Here is a 24,185-nt window from a genome sequence, read left to right as displayed (position 1 = left end):
CATGAAGCGCTTCCACGTCCACCTGCACGTCGATGACTTGAACCGCAGCATCGGCTTCTATTCCCAACTATTCGCGGCGCAGCCTGCGCGCGTCGAAGGCGACTACGCGAAGTGGATGCTCGAAGACCCGCCGGTCAACTTCGCCATCTCCACGCGCGGCAGCGAGCCGGGCATCGACCACCTGGGTATCCAGACCGACGACGCCGAGGAACTGGCCGCCCTGAAACTCCGCGCACAAGCCGCCGACATGGCGTTGCTCGACGAAGGCACGACCACCTGCTGCTACGCACGCAGCGAGAAGCATTGGGTCACCGACCCGCAGGGTATTGCCTGGGAGCACTTCCACACGTTAGGCAGCATCCCGGTCTTCCATGAAGCGGCTTCAGTCACGACACCGATCACCGCACCGGCTTGCTGCACAGCAAGCCCCCGTTCTTCCTGCTGTTGAGAAAGCACACCATGACCACAGAGGCCGCATACAACGCACTGTTCATCTGCACGGGCAATTCCGCACGTTCCATCCTCGCCGAAGGCATCCTCAACAAACTGGGCCAAGGGCGCTTTCGGGCGTACTCGGCAGGTAGCCAGCCCAAGGGCGAAGTGCATCCGCTGGCGCTCGCCACGCTGGAGCGGCTGCACATGCCAACGACTGGCTACCGCAGCAAAAGCTGGGATGAGTTCGTAGCGCCGGGGGCGCCGGTGTTCGACTTCATTTTTACCGTCTGCGACAACGCCGCCGGCGAGGCTTGCCCGTTTTGGCCGGGCAAGCCGGTATCGGCTCACTGGGGCGTGCCCGATCCGGCAGCCGTCGAAGGTAGCGAAGAACAACGACTCAAAGCGTTCAAGGATGCCGCGCTGATTTTGCGCCGCCGCATCGAGCTGTTTCTCTCGCTGCCACTGCAACGCCTGGACGCCATGTCGCTGCAACGCGAGTTGCGAAACATCGGCCAAGAGTGAAGAGCGTCACTTCATCAACAACCAATTTGAAAGGACACCCCATGCCAAGCATCCAGATTTTCGACCCGGCGCTATGTTGTAGCACCGGCGTATGTGGCGTTGAAGTGGATCAAAACTTGGTGAACTTCGCCGCCGATGTGGATTGGGCCAAGCAACACGGTGCTCAGGTCGAACGCTTCAACCTGGCACAGCAACCCCTCGCTTTCGCCGAAAACCCGACAGTGAAAGGCTTTTTACAACGCTCGGGCCAAGAGGCGCTGCCCCTGGTTCTGGTCGATGGTGAGGTGGCCTTGGCCGGTCGCTACCCCAGCCGAAGCGAATTGACCCGCTGGGCTGGCATCGAGGCGCCCGAAGCCTCGCCAGCCCAAAACGCCTGCTGCTCTGGCGGCCGCTGCTGCTGAACAAGGAGATCCCATGCACTTCCTGACCCAGCCGCCTCGCTTCCTGTTTTTCACCGGCAAAGGGGGCGTCGGCAAGACCTCCATCGCCTGCGCAACGGCCGTGCAACTGGCGACCCAGGGCAAGCGTGTGCTGCTCGTCAGTACCGACCCGGCTTCCAACGTGGGGCAGGTTTTCGGCGAACGCATCGGAAACCACATCACGATGATTGCCGCCGTGCCGAATCTATGGGCACTGGAAATCGACCCGCAGGCAGCCGCGCAAGCGTACCGTGACCGCATAGTCGGCCCAGTGCGAGGCGTGTTGCCCGATGCGGTAGTGGATGGCATCGAAGAATCCCTGTCGGGTGCCTGCACCACGGAAATCGCCGCCTTCGATGAGTTCACGGCCCTGCTGACCGATGCGGCGCTGACGCAGGATTACGCGCACATCATTTTCGACACAGCCCCTACCGGCCACACCATCCGCCTGCTGCAACTGCCGGGCGCATGGAGTGGCTTTCTGGAAGCAGGCAAAGGCGATGCGTCGTGCCTGGGGCCGCTGGCGGGCCTGGAAAAACAGCGCAGTCAGTACAAGGCTGCGGTAGAGGCGTTGGCCGATCCCTTGCGCACTCGTCTAGTGCTGGTTGCCCGTGCGCAGCGCCCCACGCTGCGCGAGGCGGCCCGCACCCATGAAGAACTGGCCGCTATCGGCCTGTCACAGCAACACCTGGTCATCAACGGCGTATTTCCTGCCAGCGAGGCCGAAACCGATACGCTTGCCGCTGCCATCTACGAAAAAGAGCAGGCTACGCTGGCCGCCATTCCGTCTGTCCTCCAGGCGTTGCCTCGGGATCAGATCGCGCTCAAGCCGTTCAACCTCGTGGGCCTCGACGCTCTGCGCCATCTGCTGGTCGATACCGACGCCACATATGGCGCCGATGCCATCGAGCTGCCCGACCAGATCAATGCGCCGGACTTATCCGCCCTGGTCGATGAAGTCGCTGCCGATGGGCACGGTCTGGTCATGGTGATGGGCAAAGGCGGCGTGGGCAAGACCACGCTGGCCGCTGCCATTGCCGTGGAGCTGGCGGGCCGGGGCCTGCCCGTGCATCTGACCACCTCCGACCCGGCTGCGCATCTGGCCGACACGCTGGAAGGTTCGCTTCCCAATCTGGCTCTCAGCCGCATCGACCCCCAGGAAGCCACGGCACGCTATCGCCAGCATGTGATGGACACCAAGGGCGCGCAGCTCGATGCCGAAGGCCGCGCCTTGCTGGAAGAAGACCTGCGCTCGCCCTGCACCGAGGAAATCGCGGTGTTCCAGGCATTCTCCCGTGCCATCCGCGAAGGGGGCAGAAAGTTCGTGGTGATGGACACCGCGCCCACAGGCCACACCTTGCTGCTGCTCGACGCCACCGGCGCATACCACCGCGACATCGCCCGGCAGATGGGTGAGACGGGCGTTCATTTCACGACGCCGATGATGCAGTTGCAAGATCCGAAGCAGACCAAGGTGCTCATTGTCACCCTGGCCGAAACCACGCCCGTGCTGGAAGCGGCCAACCTGCAAGACGACCTGCGCCGCGCGGGCATCGAGCCGTGGGCCTGGATCGTTAACAACAGCGTGGCGGCCGCACATCCGCATTCCCCGCTGCTGCGCCAGCGTGCACGCAACGAGTTGCGGGAAATCGACGCCGTGGCCACACAACATGCCCGACGCCATGCTGTCGTGCCGCTTCTGACCGAAGAGCCGGTGGGAGTGGAGCGTCTGCGGGCTTTGGCAAACAGGAAAACCTCATGAATCACGACAGCCCCCAAAGCGGGCATTCGATGCTGAACACGCCATCGCGCCTGTCCTTCCTAGATCGCTATCTCACCGTCTGGATTTTCGCCGCGATGGCGCTGGGTGTTGCATTGGGTACGTTCTTCGACGGTTTGCCCGATGCGCTCAATGCGCTCTCGATCGGCACGACCAACGTCCCGATCGCCATCGGCCTGATCCTGATGATGTACCCGCCGCTGGCCAAGGTGCGCTACGAGACGCTACACGAGGTCTTCGCCGACCGGCGCGTGCTGTTGCTGTCACTGGTGCAAAACTGGATCATCGGGCCGGTGCTGATGTTCGTGCTGGCGGTGATTTTCCTACGCGACCAGCCGGAATACATGACCGGCCTGATCCTGATTGGACTGGCACGCTGCATCGCTATGGTGCTTGTGTGGAACCAGTTGGCGCGTGGTGATAACCAGTATGTCGCGGGCCTGGTCGCCTTCAATTCGATCTTCCAGATCCTGTTCTTCTCGACCTATGCCTGGTTCTTCCTGTCGGTGCTGCCGCCTGTGTTCGGCCTGCAAGGCAGCGTCATTGACGTGGGCTTTTGGACGATCACCGAGGCGGTACTGATTTACCTGGGCATCCCGTTCCTGGCCGGCTACCTGACCCGGCGCTCGCTGATTCGACGCAAGGGCCAGGACTGGTACGAGCGTGCATTCCTGCCGCGGATCAGTCCCATCACGCTGGCGGCGCTACTGTTCACCATCGTGGCCATGTTTAGCCTCAAAGGTGCCGACGTGGTGCGCCTGCCGATGGACGCGCTAAAGATTGCCGTGCCGCTGACACTCTACTTCGTGATCCAGTTCCTCATCAGTTTCTTTATGGGCCGGCTGATCCAGGCCGACTACCCACGCACCACCGCCATCGCCTTCACTGCCGCAGGCAACAACTTCGAGCTGGCCATCGCCGTGGCTATTGCGTCGTTCGGCCTGGCTTCGCCTGTCGCCTTCACCACGGTGATCGGGCCGCTGGTGGAAGTGCCGGTGCTCATCCTGCTGGTGCATGTCGCCTTGCGGTTGGGCCGCCGGTGGCGGCTCAAGGGCGCCAGCATGTATTCCGCCAACCCCACGAATCCCTGAACCGAGGCAATGGCATGAGCCAGATCACCATCTATCACAACCCCGACTGCGGTACGTCGCGCAACGTGCTGGGCTTGATTCGCAACAGCGGCGAAGAGCCGACCATCATCGAATACTTGAAAACACCGCCCGACCGCGAGACGCTGAAAACGCTGATCGCTGCGATGGGTGTGCCAGTGCGTGCGGTGCTGCGCGAGAAAGGCACACCTTATGCGGAATTGGGCCTGGATGATTCCAAATGGAGCGACGAACATTTAATCGACTTCATGCTCCAGCACCCCATCCTCATCAACCGCCCCATCGTGGTCTCGCCGCTGGGCGCACTGCTGTGCAGACCTTCGGAAGCGGTGCTGGACATCCTGCCCCAGCCGCAGCGCGGTGCATTCAGCAAGGAAGACGGCGAAGCCGTCGTGAATGCGGAAGGCCGCCGTGTCTGAATCCAGAATCGACCTACCCAATATCGACACCGCGCTGTTCCAGCAACCCGATGCCCAGCGGTTAATGGCACCCGAGCGTGCCACCCACGCGCCGCGCTTCCTGCTGCTCTATGGCTCGCTGCGCGAACGCTCGTTCAGCCGCCTGGCTGCTGAAGAAGCGGCACACATCCTGAGCGCGCTCGGCGGCGAGACACGGATGTTCAACCCCTCGGGCCTGCCGTTGGTGGATGACGCGCCTCACGATCACCCAAAGGTCAGGGAACTGCACGAACTGGTGCAATGGGCCGAAAGCATGGTGTGGAGTTCGCCCGAGCGCCACGGTGCCATGACCGGCTTGATGAAGACCCAAATAGACTGGATTCCTCTGTCGGTCGGCGCGGTGCGCCCGACACAGGGCAAGACGTTGGCGGTGATGCAGGTGTCGGGTGGATCGCAGTCCTTCAACGCCGTTAACCAAATGCGCGTGTTGGGCCGCTGGATGCGGATGCTGACCGTCCCAAACCAGTCTTCGGTCGCCAAGGCATACCAGGAGTTCGATGAAGCGGGACGCATGAAGCCCTCGGCCTATTACGACCGCATCGTGGATGTGATGGAAGAGCTGATGAAGTTCACGCTGCTCACGCGCGACGTGGCGCCATATCTGGTAGATCGCTACAGCGAACGCAAGGAAAGCGCCGAAGCCCTGAGCCGGCGCGTCAATCAAGCAGCGATCTGAGAGCCGCCATCGCAGCAAAATGGGGGCCGAAGCCCCCTCGGTCAAATCAGACCGCGTTCGGCGAAGGATATGGTGCTGCCACCCGCCACGATGATGTGATCCAGCGTGCGGACATCCACCAGCGCCAGCGCCTCCCTGAGCCGCTGGGTCAGTACCTTGTCGGCGCCGCTCGGTTCGGGGTTGCCGCTCGGATGGTTGTGCGAAACGATGACCGCTGCCGCATTGAGCCGCAGCGCCTCCTTGACCAGCTCGCGTGGATACACCGATGCACTGTCGATGGTGCCTCGGAAAAGCTCGCTGTATTCGATCAGGCGATGCTGCGTATCCAAGAACAGCACAGCGAAGACTTCATGCTCGAAACCAGCCAACTTGGCGCTCAGGTACTCCTTGACCGCCACCGGCGAACTGAACGACGCACCGCGCTGCATCTTGTACTCGATGGCCTGGCGCGCGGCCTCCAGAATTTGGTCGGCCGTCGCCAGCAGGTAGCGGCCCTGTGCATCGCGCACCATCAGCGAGGCATCGAACGAGGAAAAGGACAGTTGCGACATGATCGTGCTCCGGTTGCTCGGGCGGAATTGCCCGGAACCGTGGCCAGCACGGCGCAGCGCAAGCAGTCAGGGGTCGCAGACGGCCGCCAGGACGCAAGCGTGCATGGCACGCGCCGCCCTTGACGGCGAGAACGCCGTGATACGGTGAAGGGAACAGCAAGACCGCCCACACCCCGCCCACTGCACACTGTCGTCTTTTGGGCAAGCGAAGCACGCAGGCCCGGCAGGGCCGGAGGCGGCAGGGGCCAAAGCCGGATGGCCGCGATTCGGCACGAAGCGCGGGGCGCAGCCCGCGAACCCGACGGCGGCACGCCGGGACGCCCGACTGCTTGGGGCAGGGCTACTCGTTGTCGGTCTTGCGCTGCTCGATCTGCAACTGCGCCCGCTGCGTTGCCTGTTGTAGCCGCTCCACCAGCACGCCCCTCGGCGGCAAGGCGGTCAGGTACTCGGCGACGTGGATGCCCGACTTGTCCAGCTCCAGCAATTCGATCTGCTCGCGCTTTTTGCCGGTGCAAAGGATGATTCCCAGCGGCGAGGCTTCCTCCGGCTCCCGTTCGTGCTTGTCCAGCCAGCGAAGGTAAAGCTCCATCTGTCCCTTGAAAGCCGCCTTGAACTCGCCGACCTTCAACTCCACTGCCACCAGCCGCCGCAGTTTGCGGTTGTAGAACAGCAAGTCAAGGTGGAAATCTTCGCCGTCAATTTGGATGCGCTTCTGCCGAGCCACGAAGCTGAAACCTGCGCCCAGCTCCAACAGGAAGGATTCCATTTCGCGGATGATCGCCGCCTCCAAGTCGCCTTCCTGCCATGTGTCCCGCAGTCCCAGGAAGTCGAGGATGTACGGGTCACGCATGACCAGGGCGGGCGACATGCGCTGCGCATCGCGCATCGTCGCCAGCTCCTGCGCGATCGTCTCGCCCGGCTTTTGGGACAGTACCGTGCGCTCGTACAGCATCGAGTCGATGCGCTCGCGCAGCGTGCGCACGCTCCAGCGCTCGGCGCTCGCCATCTGCGCGTAGTAGTCCCGCTGGAGCGGGTCTTTCAGCGGGATCAGGGCAATGAAGTGCGTCCAGCTCAATTCTCGTATCAGTGATACGAGAATCTGCTCGTCGGGGAAGGTGGTGGCGAACTGCACCATGCGGCGCAGGTTTTGCTCCGCAAAGCTGCTGCCGTACTCCTTCACCAACTGCGCCGCCAGGGTAGGCAAGACTTCCTTGCCATAAGCGCCCCGGCGCCCGTCCAAGACCTGCGTGCGCATTCCACTGATGGCGGACAGTGATTCCATTCCCATCGCGGACAGCGTTCCAGGCGATGGCGGACACGTTGCGCGGGTGTCCTGAGTGACGCTCAAATCGTAGCCGAAGTGTCCGCCATCAGCGTGGAATGGCGGTCGGCGCGGCCGGCTCAGACGGCCTTGGTGAGCTTGCGCATCGACTCGCCCTTGAGGGCTATCTTGTGCGAGCCGTGCACGATGCGGTCCAGGATGGCGTCGGCCAGCGTGGGCTCGTCCAGCCAGGCGTGCCAGGCCGTCACCGGCAACTGGCTGGTGATGAGCGTCGAGCGCGTGCCCACCCGGTCGTCCAGCAATTCCAGCAGGTCGTTTCGCTCGTGCGCGGCAATCGGCGCGATGCCGAAGTCGTCCAGGATGAGCAGGTCCAGCCGCGCCAGTTGCGCCAGCCGTTTGCCCAGGCTGCCATCGCCGTGGGCCACGTGCAGCTCCTGCAGCAGCCGTGGCGCGCGGGTGTAGAGCACCGAGAAGCCCAGGCGCGCGGCCTGCTGCCCCAGTGCGCAGGCGAGCCACGTCTTGCCGCACCCGGTGGCGCCGGTGAGCAGCACGTTGTGGCCATGGCGCAGCCAGTCCCCGCCGGCCAGGCTGGTGATGACCTCTCGGCTCAGGCCCCGGCTGGCGCGCCAGTCGATGTCCTCCAGGCAGGCACTGGAGACCTTCAGGCGGGCCGCCTTCAACAGGCGCTCCAGGCGCTTGCTGTCACGCCAGTCCACCTCGCGCTGCACCAGCAGCGCCAGGCGTTGTTCAAAGGGCAGCTCGCTGGCCGTGATGTGGGTGGCCGCGTCGCTGAGGGCGGCCACCATGCCGTCCAGGCGCAGGGCGCGCAGTTGGTTCAAGGTCTGTTCGTTGAGCATGGTTCTTCCTTGTTAGGTTTGCTTGCACGTTGGAGTTCAGTGGTAGTAGCCCGGCCCGCGCACGTTCTCGTGCAGCGGCAGGTTCGCCTGTGCGGCCATCGGCGCATCCAGCGGCCGCTGGTCCAGGCCGCAGCCCAGGATGGAGGCGATGCTCTTGTAGGACGGTGAGCGAATCGACTGCGCCCGCGCACAGGCGGCCTCCAGCCGGTCAGCCCCGTACTCACGGCCCAGGCGCATGAGGCCCAGACAGGAGCGGTAACCCTGCTCGGGATGCTGGCGGTGCTCCATCTGCCAGCGCACCACGGCGGCGGTGGCCGCGCCCACGCGCTCACCCCAGGCGATGAGCTTGGCCGGCGTCCACTGCAGGTGCGCCCGGTGCGAGGCCGGCATGTGCTCGGGCGTGGTGGTGTGTGCACCCCGTCGGGGATTGAGGGCGTGGGCGGCCACGCGTTTGCTGCCGTGCAGGACTTCGAGCGTGCCGGCCGTGATGCGCAACTCCACCGGCTCACCCACCAGGGCGTGGGGCACCGAGTAGTAGTGGCCATCGAGCTCAACGTGGTAATCGATGTTGACGCGGGCGGGTTTGAAGCGCGCGATGGGCATGCGCACCGGCGGCAGGGGGCGCAGGGCTGGCCGGTCGAGTTCGGCGAAGGCGCTAGTGCGGTTGCCCGGCAGCTTCTTGAACGCGCGCTGGTTCAAGTCCACCAGCAAGGCGGCAATCGCCCGGTTGAGCTCGGCCAGGCTGAAGAAGGTCTGGTGGCGCAGCCTGGCCAGAATCCAGCGCTCGACCACCTGCACAGCGACCTCCACCTTGGGTTTGTCGCGTGGCTTGGCCGGGCGCGCGGGCATCACGGCCAGGCTGTAGTGCGCACAGAGCTCTTCGAGCAGGCGGTGCGCGGTGGGCTCGTAACGGTCGGGTCGGGCCATGAGGGCGCGCGGCTGGTCAGGCACCAGCAGGCGGGGCACGCCGCCGATGAACTCCAGCGCGCTAATGATGCTGGCCACCCAGTCGGTGGCCTTCTGGCTGGCGGTGGCGCAGGCGTAGGTGTAGTTCGATGCGCCCAGCACGGCCACGAAGACCTGGGCCTGGCGTATCTCGCCAGTGTCGGCATCCACCACGGGAACGGTCTGGCCGGCGTAGTCCACAAAGAGCTTGTCACCGCCCGTGTGGGTCTGGCGCATGGAGCGCTGCAGGCGCCGGGCCCAGGCCTTGTACTTCTCGCAGAAGGCGCTGTACTTGTACGCCTGCCCGCTGTGCTGTTGCTGGTATTCCTCCCAAAGCAACTGCAGCGTCACGCCAGGTCGGCGCAGTTCGCGGTGGATGTGGGCGTGGTCGGGTTCAAGGTGCCGGGACTCGCGCGCCACGGGTGGCTTGTAGAGCCGGGCCTGGAGTTCGTCGTCGTTCAGGCTCTGGGCCAGTGCCCAGTCCACGCCGGCCACGCGCGCGTAGCTGGCTATCTCGCTGACAGTGGATTTGGAGATGCCGAGGGCGGCACCGATTTGACGGGTGCTCAAGGCCCCGCGGTGCAGCAGTTGCAGTGTGTGTCGTAGTTTGCTCATGGTGACCCTGGGTGTGGGCATCGCTGGTTCCGGTCAAAAAACCGGGCAGCGTATGCCGCGTTCGGGTCACTCAGAACACCCCGCAGGTGTCCGCCATCAGTTTGGAATGCTGTCCGCCTTCAGCGTGGAACACTGTCCGCCATCACGCTGGAACACTGTCCGCCATCAGCATGGAATCGTGTCCGCCATCGCGTGGAATACGCACCTGCGTGTGGATGCGCTGGCCGATGCGCCAGTAGAGCATCGTCAGCTCGCTATTCACCGTCGAGGCGGCGCGTTGCCGCGCCGCCTCAATCAGTACCCGAATGTCGCCCAGCAGCGCCGACGGCGCTGCGGGCGATGCCACGGATGACCGGCGCCTGGTCATGCTGTCGCCTCCGCAGGAGGCTGCTTGGCGCCGGTAATCGCCTTGCGCCGGTTCGCCACCAGTTCGGCCGCCTCGCGCACTGGATCGTCCTCGGTGTGGACATAGCGCATGAACATCACGACGGTCTTGTGCGCCGTCAGCGCCATGCCGACCTTGACCGGGATACCTGAATTGGCAATGTCGGTCGCAGAGCGATGGCGGATGCCATGCGTCCCCACGTGCGTCGCACCCGCCGCCTTGAGCACGCGGCACCAGCCGCCGTAATATTCGCCTGTGGTCAGGTGCTGCGCCGGATGGCGTGGCGACGGCAGCACATAGGGATTGCCTTCCTGTCTCGGTGCCGTCGAAAGCAGCCGGTAGGCTTCCTCGCTCATGGGCTTGGACATGCCGCCGGTCTTGCTGTCGGGCCAGACGACGCGCCGATTCTCCAGATCGACCCATTCCCATTCGAGCGTGACGATTTCGGAGCGGCGGGCGGCGAACTCGAATTGCAGGCGAATCGCCAGAGGGATGACGTAGTTCTCAAGCCCTTCGACCTCGATCTTGTCGAGCTGCCGGAACAGCTTGCCCATGTCGTCGTCGCTGATGAGATGGGTGGACTTGCCGGCAGGGAACATCGGGACATGGCGGCAAGGATTGGTGCCGTCTGGCCGATAGCCCCACACCTCCGCCATGTTGAACATCTTGCGCAGGATGCTGAACGCCTTGTTCGCCTCGGTCTGCTTGTATGAAAGTTTCTCCATCAGCCCGGCAACGTCCGGCCGCTTCACGTCGTGAACCTTCTTGCGGCCCAGCAGCGGGATGATGCAGCGGTCGATGACGCCTTGATAGCCGACTCGGGTGCTGGGCTTGTTGCGCTTCTTGGAGTAGTCCTCCATGAACTTCTTGCACAATTCCTCAACGGTGGGTGCCTGGCGTGCCTCGGCCTTGTCCGCTGCCGGATCGCCGCCCCGGCGCACCTGGGCCAGCCATTCCTGCGCCAGCGAGCGGGCCTGTTCAACGGTCAGCTCGCCGAACAGGCCCAGGGCCGGCTTGCGTCGCTCGCCGGCGTTGGTTCGGTACTGGAGCATGAACACCTTGCGACCGGCCGGCGTAATCTTGCACAGGAAGCCGGGAACAAGGGTATCGCGCAGCTCGATGGCTTGCGCTTGGGGTTGTGCCGCATCTACTGCGGACTTGGTGAGCTTGATCTTAGCCATGATGACTCCTCGGAAAGACCCGATTCCCAGGAGCCTCGTAGGAGCCAGTAGAAGGGAAGCCGGGTCAAGTTTCAGAAAGCACCGGCATATGTTGAACTCGCCTAAGTCATTGATAAACTTGCTGTATATGGCTGTGGCGTAGTCCAGCAAAGTGCGGTACTGGAGTCATCCTGAAATAAAAAAGCCCCGTCAATGCGGGGCGCTGAAAAATCGAAGGCGAAAAAAAACCGCCATTCGGGCGGTTGGGGTACACAAGTTATAGAAAAAAGAATTGGGTTGCAGCAGCCCATATTTTCGTTTATCTTCAATGAACCAAAACGAAAAAAGGAGCACTACAATGAAATCCAATGTGCAGCTCATCCTAGATCAAAACGAAGCGCCGATTTTCGCAGTGCTTCCTTACGCAGAATACACTCGCTTGATCGCAAATCAAAGCAATCCGAAGGAGGCACTCACTGCCCCTTCTTTGTTGAGTGAAGATCGCCGCTACATCCGCCTGCCGCATGGTGGTCCTGGTGCGAAGCTTGACGTGGTCGAGCTCCTCGATTGGTTGAATGCGCGTGCAATCACGGACTTGGCGATCAATCAACGGGCGCAGACATTGGATAAGTTCCCTCAAGACCAAAGCATGACGCTTGATCCAATCATCCGCCGTGTCTTTCTCCCTGAAAGCTCGCCCTACAAGAATACTATGCAGGCAGTGGCCGAAGTTGTAGATGCCCTGGTGGAAACCGGTTGTTTCAAGCGAATCAAAAAATCGTATCCGTCCTTCTACCGCGCAGTGAACGCCTTGGAAATTGATTGGACGGAAGCTTCTCAGTTCTTGAAAGGCCGCGCCAACTGATTACCTCGATTAGGAGGAGCGCCTATTGAGCGGTCAGCTTACCCCTGCCCGCTCAAATGCTATCGGTTCCAGACTTTTCATCTGCTCCAATGTCAGCGGCCTGAAGCTCTTGTCCAGTTGCAGCGCGGCAAAGCGCTCGGCCGACAGCCCGCCATCGCGGAACAGCTTGCCGCGCACCGGCCCCAGCGCAGCGTCCTGGCAGACCGCTGACTGCGTTTTGAGCCACTGGTAATAGCTGAGTCTGGCCGAGACCTGCCCGCCACCATCCGCGCCCACTGCTGCCCGCGTAGCGCCTTGCCCGAACAGCGCGGACAACCTGGTGATCGGGGTTATGGTCGTCCGGCAATGGATGTGGAACGGAGGCACCGGCCCCTTGCCCATTTCATACTCGCGACCATCCAGGCTGCGGCACTGCACGCTGGTCTTTCGGTCCAGGGTGGCGACGATCCGATAGCCAGGCACCACATCAGCATTCGCCTTGAGCGTTTCCATGCGCGCGGTGGTGGCCACATGCTGGACTGCGGTCTGCACGACTGCCCGGGCGCTCCGGTTCGTGACCGCAAGAACGCCATCGGTGAAGTTCTGCGCTGCGGTACCGCGTATGGCCTGGGTGATCTCGGCATTGGTCTGGCCCTGCACGACACCCATCCGGATGGCGTTGGTTACCCTGTCTGCTTCAGTGCGCGTCCATCCGCTCAGGAAGGGCTTGAGCAGTTTGCCGCCGTCCACCCCGGCCACCTGCAAAGGCTGCGTGTTGATCGCCGCCCGGATCAGGGAGTCCACTGGCATGGCCGCATCGATTAACAGCGCCTTCGCCAGGCTGCGGCCTTCGAATGCAGCTTCGTACTGCGCAATATCCACCAGGTCGGACTGCATCCGGTCGCTGAAGGCCTTGTAGATTTCCAGCAGCTTGCCGCCCACCCGGCCAAGAAACTCCTCGAGCCGGCTGCGGCTGTAGGTGGTCAGTTCCTTACGGGTGAGCTGGTCGCGAACGTGGGCGTCAGCGCGGCGCAGGTAGGTCTCGAACTTCTTGACCTCGCCGGCCTTCAGTCGCTCAAGCAGCACCGAGTGGCGGCTCACCTGCTCTAGCAGCTTCTCGTCCGCCGTTTGCTCCGGTTTCGTCGCCATCTTCTCTGTCCAAGTTCACGCCGCCAGCGCCGTGATGGTCGCCGATCAGTTCGGCCTCTTCGTCATAGGGGTGCTCAGGCAGCTTTCCAGTGGTCAGATACTGCCAATACGTCTCGGCGCTGATGGTCCCGGCCATGACGCTCTTCTGCAACTCGGCCAGCACCTGGGCGTCCACCACCGGCATCACAAACTCCGGCTTGACATTGAATGCGACTTCGTCCGGGTTGTAGCCCGTCCATTCCGCTGCGTATCGCAGGGCCTGCTCAATGCCGGCCGCGGCGGTAATGACGATGCTATGTAGCGTGGCGTGCTGGTCGTTCTGGCGTGTCTTGCGGGCCTCGCCCGACTCCGTGCCGGAGACATCCATGACCTTGGCGCCAGCCTCAAGGGCTGCATTCTTCTGGTCTTCCATCGCCGTGCGAACGGCCTCGATGCCGGCCCCCTGGAACTCCAGGTAGCCGCATTGGCCTTTCGGGCCGAGGTCCCAAGCGGCAGACGGGCCAGTGACGCTGAGTTCCACGCTCTCGTCCAGGCCAGAAACCCACGGCTGCGGGTGGCTGGTCTGGTGCAGCGCTGTGAAGTAGTCGGCGCTGAGCTGGTACGACTTCAGCGCGGCCCGGGCCATGGTCAGCAGTGGGATCTCGTCCACATCCGGCGAGTTATCGGTGGAGCCGCAGTAGATGACCGGTATGTAGCCCAGGCCGCGTACCAGGTTGTTGCTGCCGTCGACGGTGCCCAACGGGCGGTCGTCTTCGATCAGCTCACCGGCCTCGTTGCGCACGCCCGTGCGGCAGACCGCGCCTTCCATGTAGAACTCGCGATAGACCGTCTCGCACTCGTGACTGTAGCGATCCTGCTCCTTGCGCCGGAACTCGCGGAACACTGATAGCACCAGGTCTTGGCGACCACCTTGGTCGGCGGTGTCCCAGTTGATGGCGTTGCGAACCGCGTAGGTGGCGAAGTACGGCTGGCCGGCTTCATCGATGTTGACCACCAGCGGCACCCGGCCATGGGAAACAGACTGGCGTACGATCCGCAGGAACAGTTGGGTCAGACCGAAGCCATCGGCCGTGGCGTTGTCCTCCAGCCCTTTCAGGCCCGCAGGCAGCTTTACCTCGGGCATCAACCGGGAAACCAGGCCCATCATCGAGCGCAGCGAATCCCGCACCCAGTGTTCGTATTGGGCCCGGGCGGTGTAGTTCTGGTACAGGTAGGCATTGCCGGCGCCATCCAGCTTCTCGGCTTCGGTCATGCCGCTGGGCTTTGGAAGGTTGCGCGGACTGCGCTTGATAGCGCCCTCGCCCTCTAGGGCGTCATCCATCATCCGCCACTCTTCAATGTGAGCGTCGTAGTCTGGGTTGGTGGATTGAACAGGCATTAAGCCAAACCTCCGATGCGGCGGGTGCCGGCGGACTGAGTCTTGATCGGGAACCGCTTGGCGATGAAGTAGCCGGCGGCGTCGTTCATGTGGTCGTGCCCTTTCTTGGGGTCCTTGTCCGGTTCACCCTTGTCGGTGTAGGTCTGCCGCTCCAGGCACTGGGTAAGCTGCGGGCACTGGTCGATGTTCACCTTCAGGCGCCGTTCACCGTAGGTGTTAAGGAACATGGCGTTGACCGCATTGATGCGGTCCTTGACGCCGGGGTTCTGCGAGTCGACTACCACGGTGAAGCCGGCCTTCTTAAGCAGGGAAAGGTCCGATTCGCTAGCGTTCTTGCTACTGGTGTTCTGGCCGCTGGCGTCTGGGTACACGGAGACGCTGTGACCAGAGAAGCGAACCTTGATCTTCTCGATCATCTCGGGCGTATCCCGCACCGAGTGGAACTCATCCAGCGCCAGCGGCAGGCCGTCCCGGACCACGTACACGACCGCGGCCATCTTCATGACGTTGAAGTCCATGCCGATGTGCACGGCCTCGCCCGGTTTGATGCGCTCACTGGTGCGGCTCTCGCTTCGGCTGAAGGTGTAGTAAACGACCCCGGCATAGTTCTCGAAGCTGGCTTCGTACTCTTGCCGGAACGTGCGCGGGTCCATCTTGCGGCGCGCTGCATCCAGTTCCTCAGCCGGGACATTACCGCCCTGCAGCGAGGTATAGAGCCAGCTCTTGTGGTCTGGCTCGCCGTCTTTCTGTCCGTCGCGATATGTGTCGAAGCAGTGATTGAAGCCCTTGGGGGTGCCGATGCGCAGCGCATGACCGCCCTTGCACTTGCCGATGCCAGGTACGACGTACTCGAGGTGGACAGCATCGGTCGCAGGACTTCTTCCCAGGCAGCCCACTTACAGTCCGCCCATTCGTCCACCAGCACGAAAAACAGGCCGGAGCCGCGCAGGTCGTCGTAGTTCTCCAAGCCCACACAGCGGATCAAGTGGCCGCTCTTGAGCGTGATAAGCATGTCCGACTCGTTGGGTTTGCAGTCCCGCCACTCTCGCGGAATAGCCTGCTTCAGCCGGCGCCAGAACACTCGGCGGGCCTGCTTCTGCGTCGGGGCCGCGTACCAAATCTCATCCTCGACGCTCACGCCCCACTCAGCAGCCAGTCGCGCCGCACGGCGCATCTCAGCCTTGCCGAGGAAGGTCTTGCCGAATCGCCGCCCGCACACCGCATCGCGGAAGCGAGCATTGCGCTGAAAGCCCCACACGTAGATGTTCGCCTGCTTCGGCGTCAGCTTGACCGGCGCCTCATAGGTACGGGGTAGCGGGGACATTCTCGTCTGGCTCCAGCTTGTACTCAGCAACGGCGTGCTGCTGGTCCGCCTGGGAGCCCAGGGGTTTGTCGGGTTCTAGCCTGCGGTTTACATACATGTCGCCGCATTCCTTGGCGGCCTGCTCGTACAGCTGAGCGGTCAGCGCCAGGTTTCGCATGTTCTCGGCCTTCTCGGCCATCCGCCCAAGCCCGCGCAGCCGGAACGCTCGGTTGGCGATTGGGATGTCCGCCGTCTCTTCACGAAAGCGCTTTCGGCACTCATGGAACAGATCAGCCCACTTTTGGGCCAGACCTCTTCCTGCATACTTGGTGGGGTCATGCGATTCGCACTGCTGACGGCTTACCTCAACCCCGAATTCTTTCTTGACGGCCTCCACCACCTGGCTGGGTGAATCGAAGCAGGCCAGAGCCTGAACAATGAAGGCTTTGACCTCGCTTCGTAGTGCTGCCATGGGTTTGTCATCCGTCAAAACCTGTCAAAAATCAGGCCGACTTGAGTAGGCAGGTTCCGCAGGCCCTCGAAATGTTGATCTTGGCCACCTCAGGTGGCCGGCTTGCAGCTTCGATCAGCTGCTGTACGTCATGCCCGGCACCGTAGCGGCGAACAACGCCGACGAACTCTTCCACATCGTGTCCACGCAGCGTCAGGCTGGGCAGCCCGTCCTGGGTGAACTTGGGCGCGCCGTACTGATCGAGCTTCTGGGCGATGTGATAAAGCTCGTGCTCGACCAGAGCGCAGAACTCGGTGTCGGAGCACTGGGAGCAGTAATCCGCAGCCAGGGTGATGACGAAGCCCGGCACCTCGCCGAACCAGTCGATCATCTGCTGCTCTTGCCGGGCCTTCTGCCATCCGCCAGCTCGGAACATCACCGCTTCGGCCTGGCCTACCACGGTTCGCCCTTGCTTCTCGAAGCAGGCTGATGCCCAAAGGAAGCGCAGCGGCGCGTCGATCAGGTGTGCATGGTCAGGGTTATGCAGTTCGCCACCCTCATTGAGGATCACAGCCTGCACCCATTCGCCAATCTCGGACGCTGGCTGAAGCCTGGTGCCGAGCATCGATAGCTCAGTCAGCTCCAGCAATGCAGGCGGCGGCATGGGCCTGGCCATCGCTCCGCTCACTTGCATACCATCTTGTGCGTCTCAGCGTGAGCATGGCCATGCAGCAGGCCGACGATCAATCCTTGCGGAAGCCCGGCAGCCTTTGCAACGTCAATCGCAGCCGCCAGCGCGGCGTCTAGGCCGGATACAGCAGCCCTGATGTCGTTACTGACGGGTAGTTCGTGGCGGATCCGAGTGACACGGCCCGCCATCAAATCGTCTCGATGAGTCATGTTGATGGCTTCCCTTTGCGGTACTAATACTTAGTTGTCTGCCTGGGGAGGCTCGAAAAATGCAACAAAGATTCGTTATCGTTCCGGCTGTACCTATCGAAGGTGAGTCCTTCCAAATCGGTAACCGGTTCTATGCCGCCACCACTTCGGGTGGCTTCGACATTTACGACAACCAGGAAAAAGAACGCCTGAAACGCGGCTTTATCAATCGGTCTGAGGCTGCTGCTGCGTGCGAGAAAATGAATGCCGAATCACGCGATCCAGAGCAGCTATTCCCTTTGCTTCGCACAGACTGATACGCGCGAACCGGAGCATTGGGAATTTGTGGCGCCTCACCCCGGCTGGAACACATGGCCGCGACGGGCGACCGCGTACAGGACGATCCCCAGCTTGAGGATCACGCCGTACAGGGTGGGCACATGGCCGTTCATGGCCAGGACGAAGGCGCCGAACGCGCCGATGGCCACCAGGTAGAACGCGACGGCCAGCAGTGGCGCATCCATTGGCCTGATCCGGCGCAGGTAGTCGCACGCGGCGATCACCACCAGCACGCTCAGGAAGGCATTGGCGCCGATCAGGACTGAAATCAGGGTCGAGCTCATCAGGTAGCTCCCTTGGCTCCGAACTGACCCACGAGCGACTTCAGCACCGGGATGATGTTCATTGCCAGAAGGCCTATCAGAAAGGCCACGCCGTATTGGGTTTCTCCGCTTGTGCCAAGGCTGAAGTAGCTGATGGCGAGCGGGGTGCAGAAGACTGCCGATGCGAAGCCGGTGAAGAAGGCGGCGACCGCCTGGCCGCGGGTGAGGCCGCGCAGGAAGGTCAGCGAGAGGATCGCTCCTGCGAAGCCGCCAATGATCACGCCGTACTTCACCAGCAGGACGCCGGCAGTCGTGCTTGCTGGTTCGGCCATTGGTTGTCCTTGGGAATTCAGGGCCTCTTGAGGCCCTATTTCGGGCAATAAAAAACCCGGCGCAATGGCCGGGTTCTGTGTGTCAATCCGTAACGCGCAAGATCGACAGGATGGCTAAATATTCTCTCACTTTCTCACTCATTGCAATGGCTATTTGCTACGCCGCGCAACTTTCTATCAACCCCTCTGCGTCGAGAAGCTCCTGAGCGGCAGTGAGAGCCTCGTTGACCTGGTTGTCCAGCGTCTTTCGGATGGACGAGCGCCAACGGTACCGAGTCGACTCTGGCTTGCCGTCATTGTCCCAGTTGTCGATGTTGTACCAGGCAGCCGGCAGCACAGCTGCGGACCTCTTGAGCGCCTGCTTTCGATCCACCGCATCGCTCATGCCGCTCAACCCTTTCTCGTTGAACGAATCCACAAGGGCCTTGTTCTTGGCGATAGCTTCGGCCTCCCTGCTCACCATCTCGATCGCGGCCGACTCATGCTTCCCTCCTACCTGAGGGATTGCCCAGGTCAAAATGGCGCACTCACGGAAGCGCTGAGGTGCAGGCGACTTGATCGTCTTCATCAGCTCCAGTATTGCGTTGTGCTTGCGATCCTCGTGAGTGGAGTACTTCGCCACCAGCGCACGCCAGTGCTCAGCTGAGAGCGACTTGTGCAGCCGGCCGAACACCCAGCAGTCCACGAGGAATGCAGCCTCCTTGCCGACGATCTCGCCCTTCTGCTTGGCCGCCTGAACCTTCGGCTCGAACTCGCAACCGCCCGCGCTGTTGATCGTCTCGGCCGCCAGGGCGCGGACCACTGCCGATACCACGTTCTGATAGTTCATTGCCCACCCCCTGCCCGCTTGGCCTTTCTCACGATGAATTCTTCGTAGCTGCGCTTGCGGCGCACTGCGCTCGCCCAGGACAACGCCACACCACCCACCACCATGAGGGTGGCCAAAATCAAAAATGCCCATGCTGGTGTCATGCTGCTGCCCTCCGTAGGTCTTTGAGTTTTTGCCTGTACAGGGCCTTGATGGCCTGCAGGTCTTCGATGGTCAGGCGCTGGGGCTTATGAGGCCCTTCGAGCCAATCCACTTGGTCGGCGCCGATGCGCTTCACCAGCCGGATGCGGTACTCGACCGCGTTACCCGACAGGTTCCGGTTGCACTTCACACACTGGCGGTGGACGTTGAGCGGCTCGAAGCGCAGCTCCGGGCAAGCGCCCACAGACCGGTAGTGGCCGGCGTCCCAGCGGCTCCCGGTGATGAGGTCGTGGTCGCTCGGCTGCGAGTCGCAACTGATGCACGGCAGGCCGGCGTCGCGCTCGCGGATGTAGGCGTTGAACGCGGTCTGGGCCTCGGCCATATGCTCGCGGCGAGTCTTCAGCTTCTCCCGGCGCTCCTTGAGGTCTTCCCGGGCCTGCTTGGTGATGGCCTTGGCTGCCACCTTCTGCACCTTGGAATCCTTGGACATGGCCAGCGCACAGGCGATGCTGCACACCTTCTGCGTGGACATGGTCGGCTTGAAGGGCTTGCCGCAACCCGGCGCCTTGCATTTCTTCGGCTTGATCTCCTTGGCCAGCATCAGTACTGCCCTCCCCACCGATCCGGCTCAGTCCAGCGCACTCCATGCTCGGCGCCGAAGGCATGCATCACCTCGAACAGGTCGCTGAACCACTTCTGCGACTGCTTGCGGGTCGACACGCCCAGGACGACGAATCCACCGTCGATGCCTGGCACCGCATCCTGCTTCTGCACCGCCGCGCTGAATATGTGCTTCCAGTCCTCATCGGTGAGCTTGCGGCCGTACCACTCCACCTGCTGGGAGACGTCGCGGAGCATGGCCCACATCTTTCGGTTGCAGACGTCCGGGCGCTTTTCGTCCTTGATGACCACTACCTTGGGCTTGGTCAGGTCGATGGAGTGCAGGGCACCGTACAGGCGGTTGAGGTCCTGGCTGCTGCGAATGGCGAACTCAGCCACGCTTCACCCCCTTGCGCGCAGCCTTGATCACCCTGCTCGCCCGGATGAATCCGCTGGAAAGGCCGCAGAGCATCGCCCAGGCCAGGTACAGCGCGTACATGGCCAACATAGCGCCGCCGGCGCCCATGACTGCATAGCCAACGAGTTGAGCGAAATTATTCATGGTCATGGCTTCACCTTCAGGCCCTGTGCCTCGATGGCATCCACTGCTTCGCCACGCATATCGTTCCAGCCACTCTGGAAGCAGGCGTAAGGTGGCGATTCGATTGCCGACGGCAGCTCCACCACCACGGTCTCGCGCGATGCCTGCCAAGCTTGCCACATGCCCTCGACGATCCGGTTGCCATAGGTCTCGCCATTCCAGCTGGCCAGGGTGCGGTCTTCTGGATCTCGTGCATCGTCATGCAGGTGCCAGCTGTATCGATCCTTGGCCTATTGCTCGAACTGCTCGCGGCTGATTTCGCGCATCTTGTTGGTGTCCATCAGTGCTTCTCCTCGGCAACCACGCGCCTGGCCATCACTTCGTCAAAGGTGCGAAACCCGATCACACTCATGTCCCAGTAGGGCGAGTGGATGTACCGGCCGTAGTCGTCTTTCTCGCCATCGTCGTAGGTCACGGCCAGAAGGTAGTCACCTTCGCCCTTTAGCATGTGGCGCTGCTCGCCAATCTCTTCGTCGGTCTTCAGCTGGGCCTCGATGCTCTGGAGTTGCTCAATGCTCACTTTGCCGCGAATGCCGTAAATGCCGTTCTCCTCCCAGCCCATGCCGAAGACGGAGTACTCGACGATGATCACAGGCTTGTCGCTTGGCCAGGTGGCGGTCTCTTCCTGAACGAATTGCTCCCACTTGCGCTTTGCTTCCTGATATCGAGGATCCATCACACCCCCTCCCCGGCCGGCTGCCCGGCGCGCTTGATGTTCAACTTGGCCAACAGGTGTGCACGGCACGCGGCGGCGCTGGTTGGGATCTGCTGGATCTCCAGCAGGCGGACCTGCTTCTGGGCGGCGTACTCGTCGGCCAGCTGAGCGGCGCTCTTCTGGCTGTCGTGGCCGATGCCGGTGGCGATGTCGCCCAGTGGATCGCCGGCGACCAGCATGCGGATGGTGATGTCGTAGGCCCGGGCGAACACCTTCTCGGCGCGCTCGACCTCCATCGACCCCAGGTTCTGCGCCTCGCACTGCAGGGCCGCGTGGCGCACCGCTGCGTGCGTCCAGACACGTGACCCTGCCCTGCTGGGGTGGAAGTTCTCCAGCGCCTCTGCCAGGGCCCGAGCAAGCGGCGGAATGCCCATCTCTTCCGGGGTCGGCTGGCACAGCTTGATGAACTTGCCGCTGCTCGGGGCGAAGTCGGTACCCAGCACCCGGCACTTCTGGATGCCGAAGCGGATCTGCTCGAGCGTGTTGATGCCCGCGGCGACGAAGGACTTGATCCAGCTGCGCTTGGCAGCCTTCAGGGCCTCGTCATCCGGCCAGGCCTGCTTCCACGCCGGGAAGATGGCCTGCAGCTCCTTGAACAGGGCGTTGACCACTTCGGTGGTGCCTGGGTCCAGCTGCTTGGCCGGAGCCTGGGCCTCGGCGGGCAGGTTGCGGCTTGTGGCCATGATCTGCGTCACGCTGCGCAGTTTCGGTTGTGCGCTCATAAGGCCCCCAGGTCATCAGCCCAGCTGGTGTCGTTGAAGTCGGGACCGCTGGCCGGGCGGCGGGCAGACGCTTGGCTGGCACCGGCGGGCGCTGGCAACTCGTCCTCCCAGCGCTTGCCGTTTAGCCAGGTGGATGCATGCGGGATGAACTGGCCACCGTCCTTGGTCCAGTCGGTCGACACGGTCCAAGCAGCCAAGGCCTTGGCCATCAGGTCGAACAGGTCGGCGGTTACCTTGATCTTCGTCCAAGCCTTCTTGGCGTCGGCCTTGCTCACCTTGCGCGGGTAGATCTTCCAGAAGCGTTCGAAGTCCACCAGCTCGCTTTGGCGAGCGTCAGTACTTGCTCCCTTCAATCCTTGCTTACCTTCAATACTTACTAGTGTCGGATTTGCCGGATACGGCTGAGCCGGAAGCGGTTCAACCGGATACGGCAAAGCCGGAAGCGGTGTTTCCGACACGACGTAGTGGGTTTCGCCCAGCAAGCCGGACTCGCCACGGTCTTGGCGGCGCTCGACGTAGCCGGCGGCGATTAGCTCTTGCAGCAGGCCGTACACGCCATCACGACCGGTGGGCTTCGACGACTTGGCAGTCTCGTTGCGCAGATGGGTGACGGACACGGCCCAGTGATCAGGCTTGCCCAGCAGGAAGACCAGCAGGCCACGGGCAGCCCAGCTTAGGCGACCGTCCTCGCTGATCGACTTGTTGAGCATGTAGAAGTTGGCCTCGGGGCGAGGCGCGCGGATGATGCTCATGCTGTCCACCTCCCCTGGCCACGGAAATCGATGGTCTTCGTGCCCTTCCAGCTATTGCAAGGCGCACACAGGGTTTGAAGGTTTTCTTCGGAGGCTTCGCCGCCCTGGACCTCTGGAACTACGTGATCAGCACGCAAATCGGACCGGCTGCCGCAACGCAGGCAGGCGTAACCGTCGCGCTCGAAAACGGCCAGCCGAATCCTCGGGCCGATCACCTTCTTCCGGTAGGAAGGCTTGGTCGGAGCATCGCCCTCGAAGGCCAGGATGAATCTGTCACGGCCTGCCACCTCAATCAGGCCTAGGTCCTCGAGCCCATCGATCAGTTGCTTCACCTGATCCTCTGGGATGTTCGTGTAACGACCGATTGAAGCGATACTGACGCCCGAGAATGGCTCCTGCGCATTGTCACAGATACAAAGCAGCACGAATTTTTCGAGCGGACCTATCTCACTCTGGCCCAAGGCCCACATCATGGATTGAACGCTCACTGGGCACGCTCCAGGGACGCAACATCCCGCCGTTGGCAAACGAGCAGGAGCTCGGCATTACGCTCTTCACGTGCCGCTTTGCCACGGCGCCGCATGCCCACAACGTGTCGGTATGCCCTGAACTTCAGGCCAGTCCCCGGCGGAATGTCATTCGCAGCCTCCTCCAGATCGCAGCGGACTTCTCTGTAGCAGTAGGCGCCTTCCTCGTGGTCCCGGAAATCGGTTGAGTTGAGCTCGTTGACATAGAAGTCACGGGCTGCTTCGCACTGGGCGCAAGTCTTGTAGGTAGAAACGTCACCATCCCAAAGACCAGAGACGAACTCGTAGCGGTCGCCAGGCTCGATGTAGCCCCGGCATTCAGTGCAGGTGTGGCGCTTGCGCGCGACGCGGTGTGTTTCGGTGTGGAATGCTGGATTCATGCTGCACCCCGCACGGCCTTGTCGTGGGTGTGCAGGCCGTCCCAGTTCTTCTTCATGGGCAGCTCGCCGGCCAGGTACAGCTCGTACAGGCGCACGGCGCCCTTGCGCAGCAGGATCGGCGTGTAGCTGATGAACGCCTCTTTCCCGTGCGGGGTGATCTCCTGCTGGTGTTCGGTCATGTACTTGTCGCGGGCGTAGGCGGCCACACGGTACCGGGTGCCGGACTTGCTCTCGTTGTAGAGCCAGTTTCGGCGCTCAAGGAAGTGACCTACCTGCATCACGTTGACCCCATTCAGGCCCTTGCAGAACTGAACGTGGCTCATGCCTTCCTTGAACAGGTTTTCCAGGTGGTCGATCTTCTTGGCCTGGGCCTCGACCTGGACGGTGAGCAGGACGCGGGCTTTCTCCGACTCCAGGGCCATCTGGAGGATTTCCAGCTTGCTGAGGTCGGCGGACATCGGCTTCGCTACCTGGGCCTCCAGCTGCTGCCAGCGGTCCACTAGCGCGGCGGTGAACTCAGGCGAAAGCTGGGCGACGACCACGAAGCTGTCGCGCTTGTTGACGAGATACTCGGTAGCCTTCCGGCCCAGCGAGTCGAGGTATTCCCCCAATGGGGGAAGATCAATCACAGCCGGCTTGTCGGGGCCTTTGGCCGTGGCCAGGCGCTCGATGGATTGCTTTACCTTGTCATGGCGAGATCCGACCAGGTCAGCAATCTCGCGCGACGACATCCGCGCCACGAAATCGTGCTTCGCATTTTGTGGCGCGGCCCTTGAGAGGGCCTGT

The 24,185-nt window shown here is 62.5% G+C and carries 34 protein-coding genes and 1 pseudogene; 9 read left to right on the top strand and 26 right to left on the bottom strand.

Features of this window, described 5'->3' with window-relative positions:
* Window position 1: 1 nt before the first annotated feature.
* The 7 genes from ACGLHT_RS18650 to arsH are packed head-to-tail and all read left to right on the top strand — an operon-like array spanning window position 2 to window position 5,399.
* On the top strand, window positions 2–448 hold the full coding sequence (locus ACGLHT_RS18650) for an ArsI/CadI family heavy metal resistance metalloenzyme (RefSeq protein WP_020203138.1): 447 nt from the start codon (window positions 2–4) through the stop codon (window positions 446–448).
* Between the two features lie 11 nt (window positions 449–459).
* On the top strand, window positions 460–957 hold the full coding sequence (locus ACGLHT_RS18645; RefSeq protein ID WP_008643209.1) for an arsenate reductase ArsC: 498 nt from the start codon (window positions 460–462) through the stop codon (window positions 955–957).
* Between the two features lie 41 nt (window positions 958–998).
* Entirely contained in the window at window positions 999–1,358 is a 360-nt protein-coding gene (arsD, locus tag ACGLHT_RS18640) for an arsenite efflux transporter metallochaperone ArsD (protein WP_008643208.1), read from the top strand.
* 13 nt (window positions 1,359–1,371) lie between these two features.
* The gene (gene arsA / locus ACGLHT_RS18635) at window positions 1,372–3,138 is read left to right on the top strand and encodes an arsenical pump-driving ATPase (RefSeq protein ID WP_008643205.1); all 1,767 of its coding nucleotides are present in this window, start codon (window positions 1,372–1,374) and stop codon (window positions 3,136–3,138) included.
* 29 nt (window positions 3,139–3,167) lie between these two features.
* Entirely contained in the window at window positions 3,168–4,247 is a 1,080-nt protein-coding gene (arsB, locus tag ACGLHT_RS18630; RefSeq protein WP_021204056.1) for an ACR3 family arsenite efflux transporter, read from the top strand.
* A gap of 14 nt (window positions 4,248–4,261) precedes the next feature.
* Window positions 4,262–4,684, top strand: a complete 423-nt coding sequence (gene arsC / locus ACGLHT_RS18625; protein WP_020203139.1) for an arsenate reductase (glutaredoxin) — start codon at window positions 4,262–4,264, stop codon at window positions 4,682–4,684.
* Window positions 4,677–5,399 carry an arsenical resistance protein ArsH gene (gene arsH, locus ACGLHT_RS18620; protein WP_008643201.1) on the top strand — a complete coding sequence of 241 codons (723 nt, stop codon included), beginning with the start codon at window positions 4,677–4,679 and terminating at the stop codon, window positions 5,397–5,399. The genes arsC and arsH overlap by 8 nt, the downstream gene beginning before the upstream one ends.
* A 41-nt stretch (window positions 5,400–5,440) precedes the next feature.
* On the opposite strand, the gene radC is transcribed toward arsH, so the two are convergent.
* From radC to ACGLHT_RS18590, 6 genes and pseudogenes are all read right to left on the bottom strand, one after another.
* Window positions 5,441–5,950, bottom strand: a complete 510-nt coding sequence (gene radC, locus ACGLHT_RS18615; RefSeq protein ID WP_008643200.1) for a DNA repair protein RadC — start codon at window positions 5,948–5,950, stop codon at window positions 5,441–5,443.
* Window positions 5,951–6,290: 340 nt separating this feature from the next.
* Complete coding sequence (locus ACGLHT_RS18610) at window positions 6,291–7,232, bottom strand: YhcG family protein (RefSeq protein WP_021204058.1); 942 nt, start codon at window positions 7,230–7,232, stop codon at window positions 6,291–6,293.
* Between the two features lie 119 nt (window positions 7,233–7,351).
* Window positions 7,352–8,089 carry an IS21-like element helper ATPase IstB gene (gene istB / locus ACGLHT_RS18605; protein WP_011805003.1) on the bottom strand — a complete coding sequence of 246 codons (738 nt, stop codon included), beginning with the start codon at window positions 8,087–8,089 and terminating at the stop codon, window positions 7,352–7,354.
* A gap of 36 nt (window positions 8,090–8,125) precedes the next feature.
* Window positions 8,126–9,670 (bottom strand): IS21 family transposase, encoded by a 1,545-nt coding sequence (istA, locus tag ACGLHT_RS18600; protein WP_024099860.1) that lies wholly within the window; start codon window positions 9,668–9,670, stop codon window positions 8,126–8,128.
* Between the two features lie 157 nt (window positions 9,671–9,827).
* A pseudogene (locus ACGLHT_RS18595) lies at window positions 9,828–10,016 on the bottom strand (DUF1016 N-terminal domain-containing protein); the annotation flags it as partial.
* On the bottom strand, window positions 10,013–11,215 hold the full coding sequence (locus tag ACGLHT_RS18590; protein ID WP_008643195.1) for a site-specific integrase: 1,203 nt from the start codon (window positions 11,213–11,215) through the stop codon (window positions 10,013–10,015). The gene ACGLHT_RS18590 and the pseudogene ACGLHT_RS18595, both read right to left, overlap by 4 nt.
* A 337-nt stretch (window positions 11,216–11,552) precedes the next feature.
* On the opposite strand from ACGLHT_RS18590, the gene ACGLHT_RS18585 reads away from it, so the two are divergent.
* Entirely contained in the window at window positions 11,553–12,059 is a 507-nt protein-coding gene (locus tag ACGLHT_RS18585) for a hypothetical protein (RefSeq protein ID WP_274120519.1), read from the top strand.
* 33 nt (window positions 12,060–12,092) lie between these two features.
* On the opposite strand, the gene ACGLHT_RS18580 is transcribed toward ACGLHT_RS18585, so the two are convergent.
* The 6 genes from ACGLHT_RS18580 to ACGLHT_RS18555 all read right to left on the bottom strand — a co-directional run bounded on the left by ACGLHT_RS18580 (window position 12,093) and on the right by ACGLHT_RS18555 (window position 17,219).
* Entirely contained in the window at window positions 12,093–13,187 is a 1,095-nt protein-coding gene (locus tag ACGLHT_RS18580) for a minor capsid protein (RefSeq protein ID WP_274120518.1), read from the bottom strand.
* Entirely contained in the window at window positions 13,114–14,565 is a 1,452-nt protein-coding gene (locus ACGLHT_RS18575) for a DUF4055 domain-containing protein (protein WP_274120517.1), read from the bottom strand. The genes ACGLHT_RS18580 and ACGLHT_RS18575 overlap by 74 nt, the downstream gene beginning before the upstream one ends.
* A complete protein-coding gene (locus ACGLHT_RS18570; RefSeq protein ID WP_274120516.1) occupies window positions 14,565–15,461 on the bottom strand; it encodes a hypothetical protein in 897 nt (298 codons plus the stop codon). Before ACGLHT_RS18570 ends, ACGLHT_RS18575 begins: the two co-directional genes overlap by 1 nt.
* A 402-nt stretch (window positions 15,462–15,863) precedes the next feature.
* Window positions 15,864–16,340, bottom strand: a complete 477-nt coding sequence (locus ACGLHT_RS18565; RefSeq protein WP_274120515.1) for a DUF2280 domain-containing protein — start codon at window positions 16,338–16,340, stop codon at window positions 15,864–15,866.
* Between the two features lie 31 nt (window positions 16,341–16,371).
* Window positions 16,372–16,995 (bottom strand): putative metallopeptidase, encoded by a 624-nt coding sequence (locus ACGLHT_RS18560; protein WP_274120514.1) that lies wholly within the window; start codon window positions 16,993–16,995, stop codon window positions 16,372–16,374.
* Window positions 16,996–17,003: 8 nt separating this feature from the next.
* Window positions 17,004–17,219: a hypothetical protein gene (locus ACGLHT_RS18555; RefSeq protein ID WP_060494913.1), complete on the bottom strand. Its 216-nt coding sequence runs from the start codon at window positions 17,217–17,219 to the stop codon at window positions 17,004–17,006.
* Between the two features lie 59 nt (window positions 17,220–17,278).
* Here ACGLHT_RS18555 and ACGLHT_RS18550 point away from each other — a divergent pair, with 59 nt between their 5' ends.
* On the top strand, window positions 17,279–17,515 hold the full coding sequence (locus ACGLHT_RS18550; protein WP_013972408.1) for a hypothetical protein: 237 nt from the start codon (window positions 17,279–17,281) through the stop codon (window positions 17,513–17,515).
* Between the two features lie 36 nt (window positions 17,516–17,551).
* Here the strand turns inward: ACGLHT_RS18550 and ACGLHT_RS18545 are convergent, their stop codons facing one another.
* From ACGLHT_RS18545 to ACGLHT_RS18480, 14 genes are all read right to left on the bottom strand, one after another.
* The gene (locus ACGLHT_RS18545; RefSeq protein WP_054572370.1) at window positions 17,552–17,821 is read right to left on the bottom strand and encodes a hypothetical protein; all 270 of its coding nucleotides are present in this window, start codon (window positions 17,819–17,821) and stop codon (window positions 17,552–17,554) included.
* Window positions 17,821–18,132, bottom strand: a complete 312-nt coding sequence (locus tag ACGLHT_RS18540) for a hypothetical protein (protein ID WP_016711287.1) — start codon at window positions 18,130–18,132, stop codon at window positions 17,821–17,823. The genes ACGLHT_RS18545 and ACGLHT_RS18540 overlap by 1 nt, the downstream gene beginning before the upstream one ends.
* A gap of 157 nt (window positions 18,133–18,289) precedes the next feature.
* Window positions 18,290–18,961: a hypothetical protein gene (locus ACGLHT_RS18535; RefSeq protein ID WP_274120513.1), complete on the bottom strand. Its 672-nt coding sequence runs from the start codon at window positions 18,959–18,961 to the stop codon at window positions 18,290–18,292.
* On the bottom strand, window positions 18,958–19,104 hold the full coding sequence (locus tag ACGLHT_RS18530) for a hypothetical protein (RefSeq protein ID WP_274120512.1): 147 nt from the start codon (window positions 19,102–19,104) through the stop codon (window positions 18,958–18,960). Before ACGLHT_RS18530 ends, ACGLHT_RS18535 begins: the two co-directional genes overlap by 4 nt.
* A complete protein-coding gene (locus ACGLHT_RS18525) occupies window positions 19,101–19,703 on the bottom strand; it encodes a recombination protein NinG (protein WP_274120511.1) in 603 nt (200 codons plus the stop codon). Before ACGLHT_RS18525 ends, ACGLHT_RS18530 begins: the two co-directional genes overlap by 4 nt.
* A complete protein-coding gene (locus ACGLHT_RS18520; protein WP_274120510.1) occupies window positions 19,703–20,101 on the bottom strand; it encodes a recombination protein NinB in 399 nt (132 codons plus the stop codon). Before ACGLHT_RS18520 ends, ACGLHT_RS18525 begins: the two co-directional genes overlap by 1 nt.
* Complete coding sequence (locus tag ACGLHT_RS18515; protein WP_274120509.1) at window positions 20,094–20,270, bottom strand: hypothetical protein; 177 nt, start codon at window positions 20,268–20,270, stop codon at window positions 20,094–20,096. The genes ACGLHT_RS18520 and ACGLHT_RS18515 overlap by 8 nt, the downstream gene beginning before the upstream one ends.
* Window positions 20,267–20,425, bottom strand: coding sequence for a hypothetical protein (locus tag ACGLHT_RS18510; RefSeq protein ID WP_274120508.1), 159 nt, complete (start codon window positions 20,423–20,425; stop codon window positions 20,267–20,269). Before ACGLHT_RS18510 ends, ACGLHT_RS18515 begins: the two co-directional genes overlap by 4 nt.
* A 158-nt stretch (window positions 20,426–20,583) precedes the next feature.
* Entirely contained in the window at window positions 20,584–20,979 is a 396-nt protein-coding gene (locus ACGLHT_RS18505; RefSeq protein ID WP_274120507.1) for a hypothetical protein, read from the bottom strand.
* Window positions 20,979–21,740 carry a replication protein P gene (locus ACGLHT_RS18500; RefSeq protein WP_274120506.1) on the bottom strand — a complete coding sequence of 254 codons (762 nt, stop codon included), beginning with the start codon at window positions 21,738–21,740 and terminating at the stop codon, window positions 20,979–20,981. The genes ACGLHT_RS18505 and ACGLHT_RS18500 overlap by 1 nt, the downstream gene beginning before the upstream one ends.
* A complete protein-coding gene (locus tag ACGLHT_RS18495) occupies window positions 21,737–22,492 on the bottom strand; it encodes a hypothetical protein (protein ID WP_274120505.1) in 756 nt (251 codons plus the stop codon). The genes ACGLHT_RS18500 and ACGLHT_RS18495 overlap by 4 nt, the downstream gene beginning before the upstream one ends.
* A complete protein-coding gene (locus ACGLHT_RS18490) occupies window positions 22,489–22,980 on the bottom strand; it encodes an HNH endonuclease (protein WP_254436664.1) in 492 nt (163 codons plus the stop codon). Before ACGLHT_RS18490 ends, ACGLHT_RS18495 begins: the two co-directional genes overlap by 4 nt.
* On the bottom strand, window positions 22,977–23,399 hold the full coding sequence (locus ACGLHT_RS18485) for a hypothetical protein (protein ID WP_100413963.1): 423 nt from the start codon (window positions 23,397–23,399) through the stop codon (window positions 22,977–22,979). The genes ACGLHT_RS18490 and ACGLHT_RS18485 overlap by 4 nt, the downstream gene beginning before the upstream one ends.
* Window positions 23,396–24,130, bottom strand: coding sequence for a Rha family transcriptional regulator (locus ACGLHT_RS18480; RefSeq protein ID WP_394519977.1), 735 nt, complete (start codon window positions 24,128–24,130; stop codon window positions 23,396–23,398). The genes ACGLHT_RS18485 and ACGLHT_RS18480 overlap by 4 nt, the downstream gene beginning before the upstream one ends.
* Window positions 24,131–24,185: the final 55 nt, after the last annotated feature.

It is taken from the genome of Pseudomonas sp. PsB (assembly GCF_043658375.1).
Taxonomy (GTDB): Bacteria; Pseudomonadota; Gammaproteobacteria; order Pseudomonadales; family Pseudomonadaceae; genus Aquipseudomonas; species Aquipseudomonas putida_Z.
This window is presented reverse-complemented; position numbering and strand designations above follow the sequence as displayed.

What these genes read in the sequence shown, in the direction of transcription:
- ACGLHT_RS18650 (WP_020203138.1), top strand. Translation starts at nt 2, where the DNA reads ATGAAGCGCTTCCACGTCCACCTGCACGTCGATGACTTGAACCGCAGC.
- ACGLHT_RS18645 (WP_008643209.1), top strand. Translation starts at nt 460, where the DNA reads ATGACCACAGAGGCCGCATACAACGCACTGTTCATCTGCACGGGCAAT.
- arsD (WP_008643208.1), top strand. Translation starts at nt 999, where the DNA reads ATGCCAAGCATCCAGATTTTCGACCCGGCGCTATGTTGTAGCACCGGC.
- arsA (WP_008643205.1), top strand. Translation starts at nt 1,372, where the DNA reads ATGCACTTCCTGACCCAGCCGCCTCGCTTCCTGTTTTTCACCGGCAAA.
- arsB (WP_021204056.1), top strand. Translation starts at nt 3,168, where the DNA reads ATGCTGAACACGCCATCGCGCCTGTCCTTCCTAGATCGCTATCTCACC.
- arsC (WP_020203139.1), top strand. Translation starts at nt 4,262, where the DNA reads ATGAGCCAGATCACCATCTATCACAACCCCGACTGCGGTACGTCGCGC.
- radC (WP_008643200.1), bottom strand. Translation starts at nt 5,950, where the DNA reads ATGTCGCAACTGTCCTTTTCCTCGTTCGATGCCTCGCTGATGGTGCGC.
- ACGLHT_RS18610 (WP_021204058.1), bottom strand. Translation starts at nt 7,232, where the DNA reads ATGGAATCACTGTCCGCCATCAGTGGAATGCGCACGCAGGTCTTGGAC.
- istB (WP_011805003.1), bottom strand. Translation starts at nt 8,089, where the DNA reads ATGCTCAACGAACAGACCTTGAACCAACTGCGCGCCCTGCGCCTGGAC.
- istA (WP_024099860.1), bottom strand. Translation starts at nt 9,670, where the DNA reads ATGCCCACACCCAGGGTCACCATGAGCAAACTACGACACACACTGCAA.
- ACGLHT_RS18590 (WP_008643195.1), bottom strand. Translation starts at nt 11,215, where the DNA reads ATGGCTAAGATCAAGCTCACCAAGTCCGCAGTAGATGCGGCACAACCC.
- ACGLHT_RS18585 (WP_274120519.1), top strand. Translation starts at nt 11,553, where the DNA reads ATGAAATCCAATGTGCAGCTCATCCTAGATCAAAACGAAGCGCCGATT.
- ACGLHT_RS18580 (WP_274120518.1), bottom strand. Translation starts at nt 13,187, where the DNA reads ATGGCGACGAAACCGGAGCAAACGGCGGACGAGAAGCTGCTAGAGCAG.
- ACGLHT_RS18575 (WP_274120517.1), bottom strand. Translation starts at nt 14,565, where the DNA reads ATGCCTGTTCAATCCACCAACCCAGACTACGACGCTCACATTGAAGAG.
- ACGLHT_RS18565 (WP_274120515.1), bottom strand. Translation starts at nt 16,340, where the DNA reads ATGGCAGCACTACGAAGCGAGGTCAAAGCCTTCATTGTTCAGGCTCTG.
- ACGLHT_RS18560 (WP_274120514.1), bottom strand. Translation starts at nt 16,995, where the DNA reads ATGGCCAGGCCCATGCCGCCGCCTGCATTGCTGGAGCTGACTGAGCTA.
- ACGLHT_RS18555 (WP_060494913.1), bottom strand. Translation starts at nt 17,219, where the DNA reads ATGACTCATCGAGACGATTTGATGGCGGGCCGTGTCACTCGGATCCGC.
- ACGLHT_RS18550 (WP_013972408.1), top strand. Translation starts at nt 17,279, where the DNA reads ATGCAACAAAGATTCGTTATCGTTCCGGCTGTACCTATCGAAGGTGAG.
- ACGLHT_RS18545 (WP_054572370.1), bottom strand. Translation starts at nt 17,821, where the DNA reads ATGAGCTCGACCCTGATTTCAGTCCTGATCGGCGCCAATGCCTTCCTG.
- ACGLHT_RS18540 (WP_016711287.1), bottom strand. Translation starts at nt 18,132, where the DNA reads ATGGCCGAACCAGCAAGCACGACTGCCGGCGTCCTGCTGGTGAAGTAC.
- ACGLHT_RS18535 (WP_274120513.1), bottom strand. Translation starts at nt 18,961, where the DNA reads ATGAACTATCAGAACGTGGTATCGGCAGTGGTCCGCGCCCTGGCGGCC.
- ACGLHT_RS18530 (WP_274120512.1), bottom strand. Translation starts at nt 19,104, where the DNA reads ATGACACCAGCATGGGCATTTTTGATTTTGGCCACCCTCATGGTGGTG.
- ACGLHT_RS18525 (WP_274120511.1), bottom strand. Translation starts at nt 19,703, where the DNA reads ATGCTGGCCAAGGAGATCAAGCCGAAGAAATGCAAGGCGCCGGGTTGC.
- ACGLHT_RS18515 (WP_274120509.1), bottom strand. Translation starts at nt 20,270, where the DNA reads ATGACCATGAATAATTTCGCTCAACTCGTTGGCTATGCAGTCATGGGC.
- ACGLHT_RS18510 (WP_274120508.1), bottom strand. Translation starts at nt 20,425, where the DNA reads ATGTGGCAAGCTTGGCAGGCATCGCGCGAGACCGTGGTGGTGGAGCTG.
- ACGLHT_RS18505 (WP_274120507.1), bottom strand. Translation starts at nt 20,979, where the DNA reads ATGGATCCTCGATATCAGGAAGCAAAGCGCAAGTGGGAGCAATTCGTT.
- ACGLHT_RS18500 (WP_274120506.1), bottom strand. Translation starts at nt 21,740, where the DNA reads ATGAGCGCACAACCGAAACTGCGCAGCGTGACGCAGATCATGGCCACA.
- ACGLHT_RS18495 (WP_274120505.1), bottom strand. Translation starts at nt 22,492, where the DNA reads ATGAGCATCATCCGCGCGCCTCGCCCCGAGGCCAACTTCTACATGCTC.
- ACGLHT_RS18485 (WP_100413963.1), bottom strand. Translation starts at nt 23,399, where the DNA reads ATGAATCCAGCATTCCACACCGAAACACACCGCGTCGCGCGCAAGCGC.
- ACGLHT_RS18480 (WP_394519977.1), bottom strand. Translation starts at nt 24,130, where the DNA reads ATGTCGTCGCGCGAGATTGCTGACCTGGTCGGATCTCGCCATGACAAG.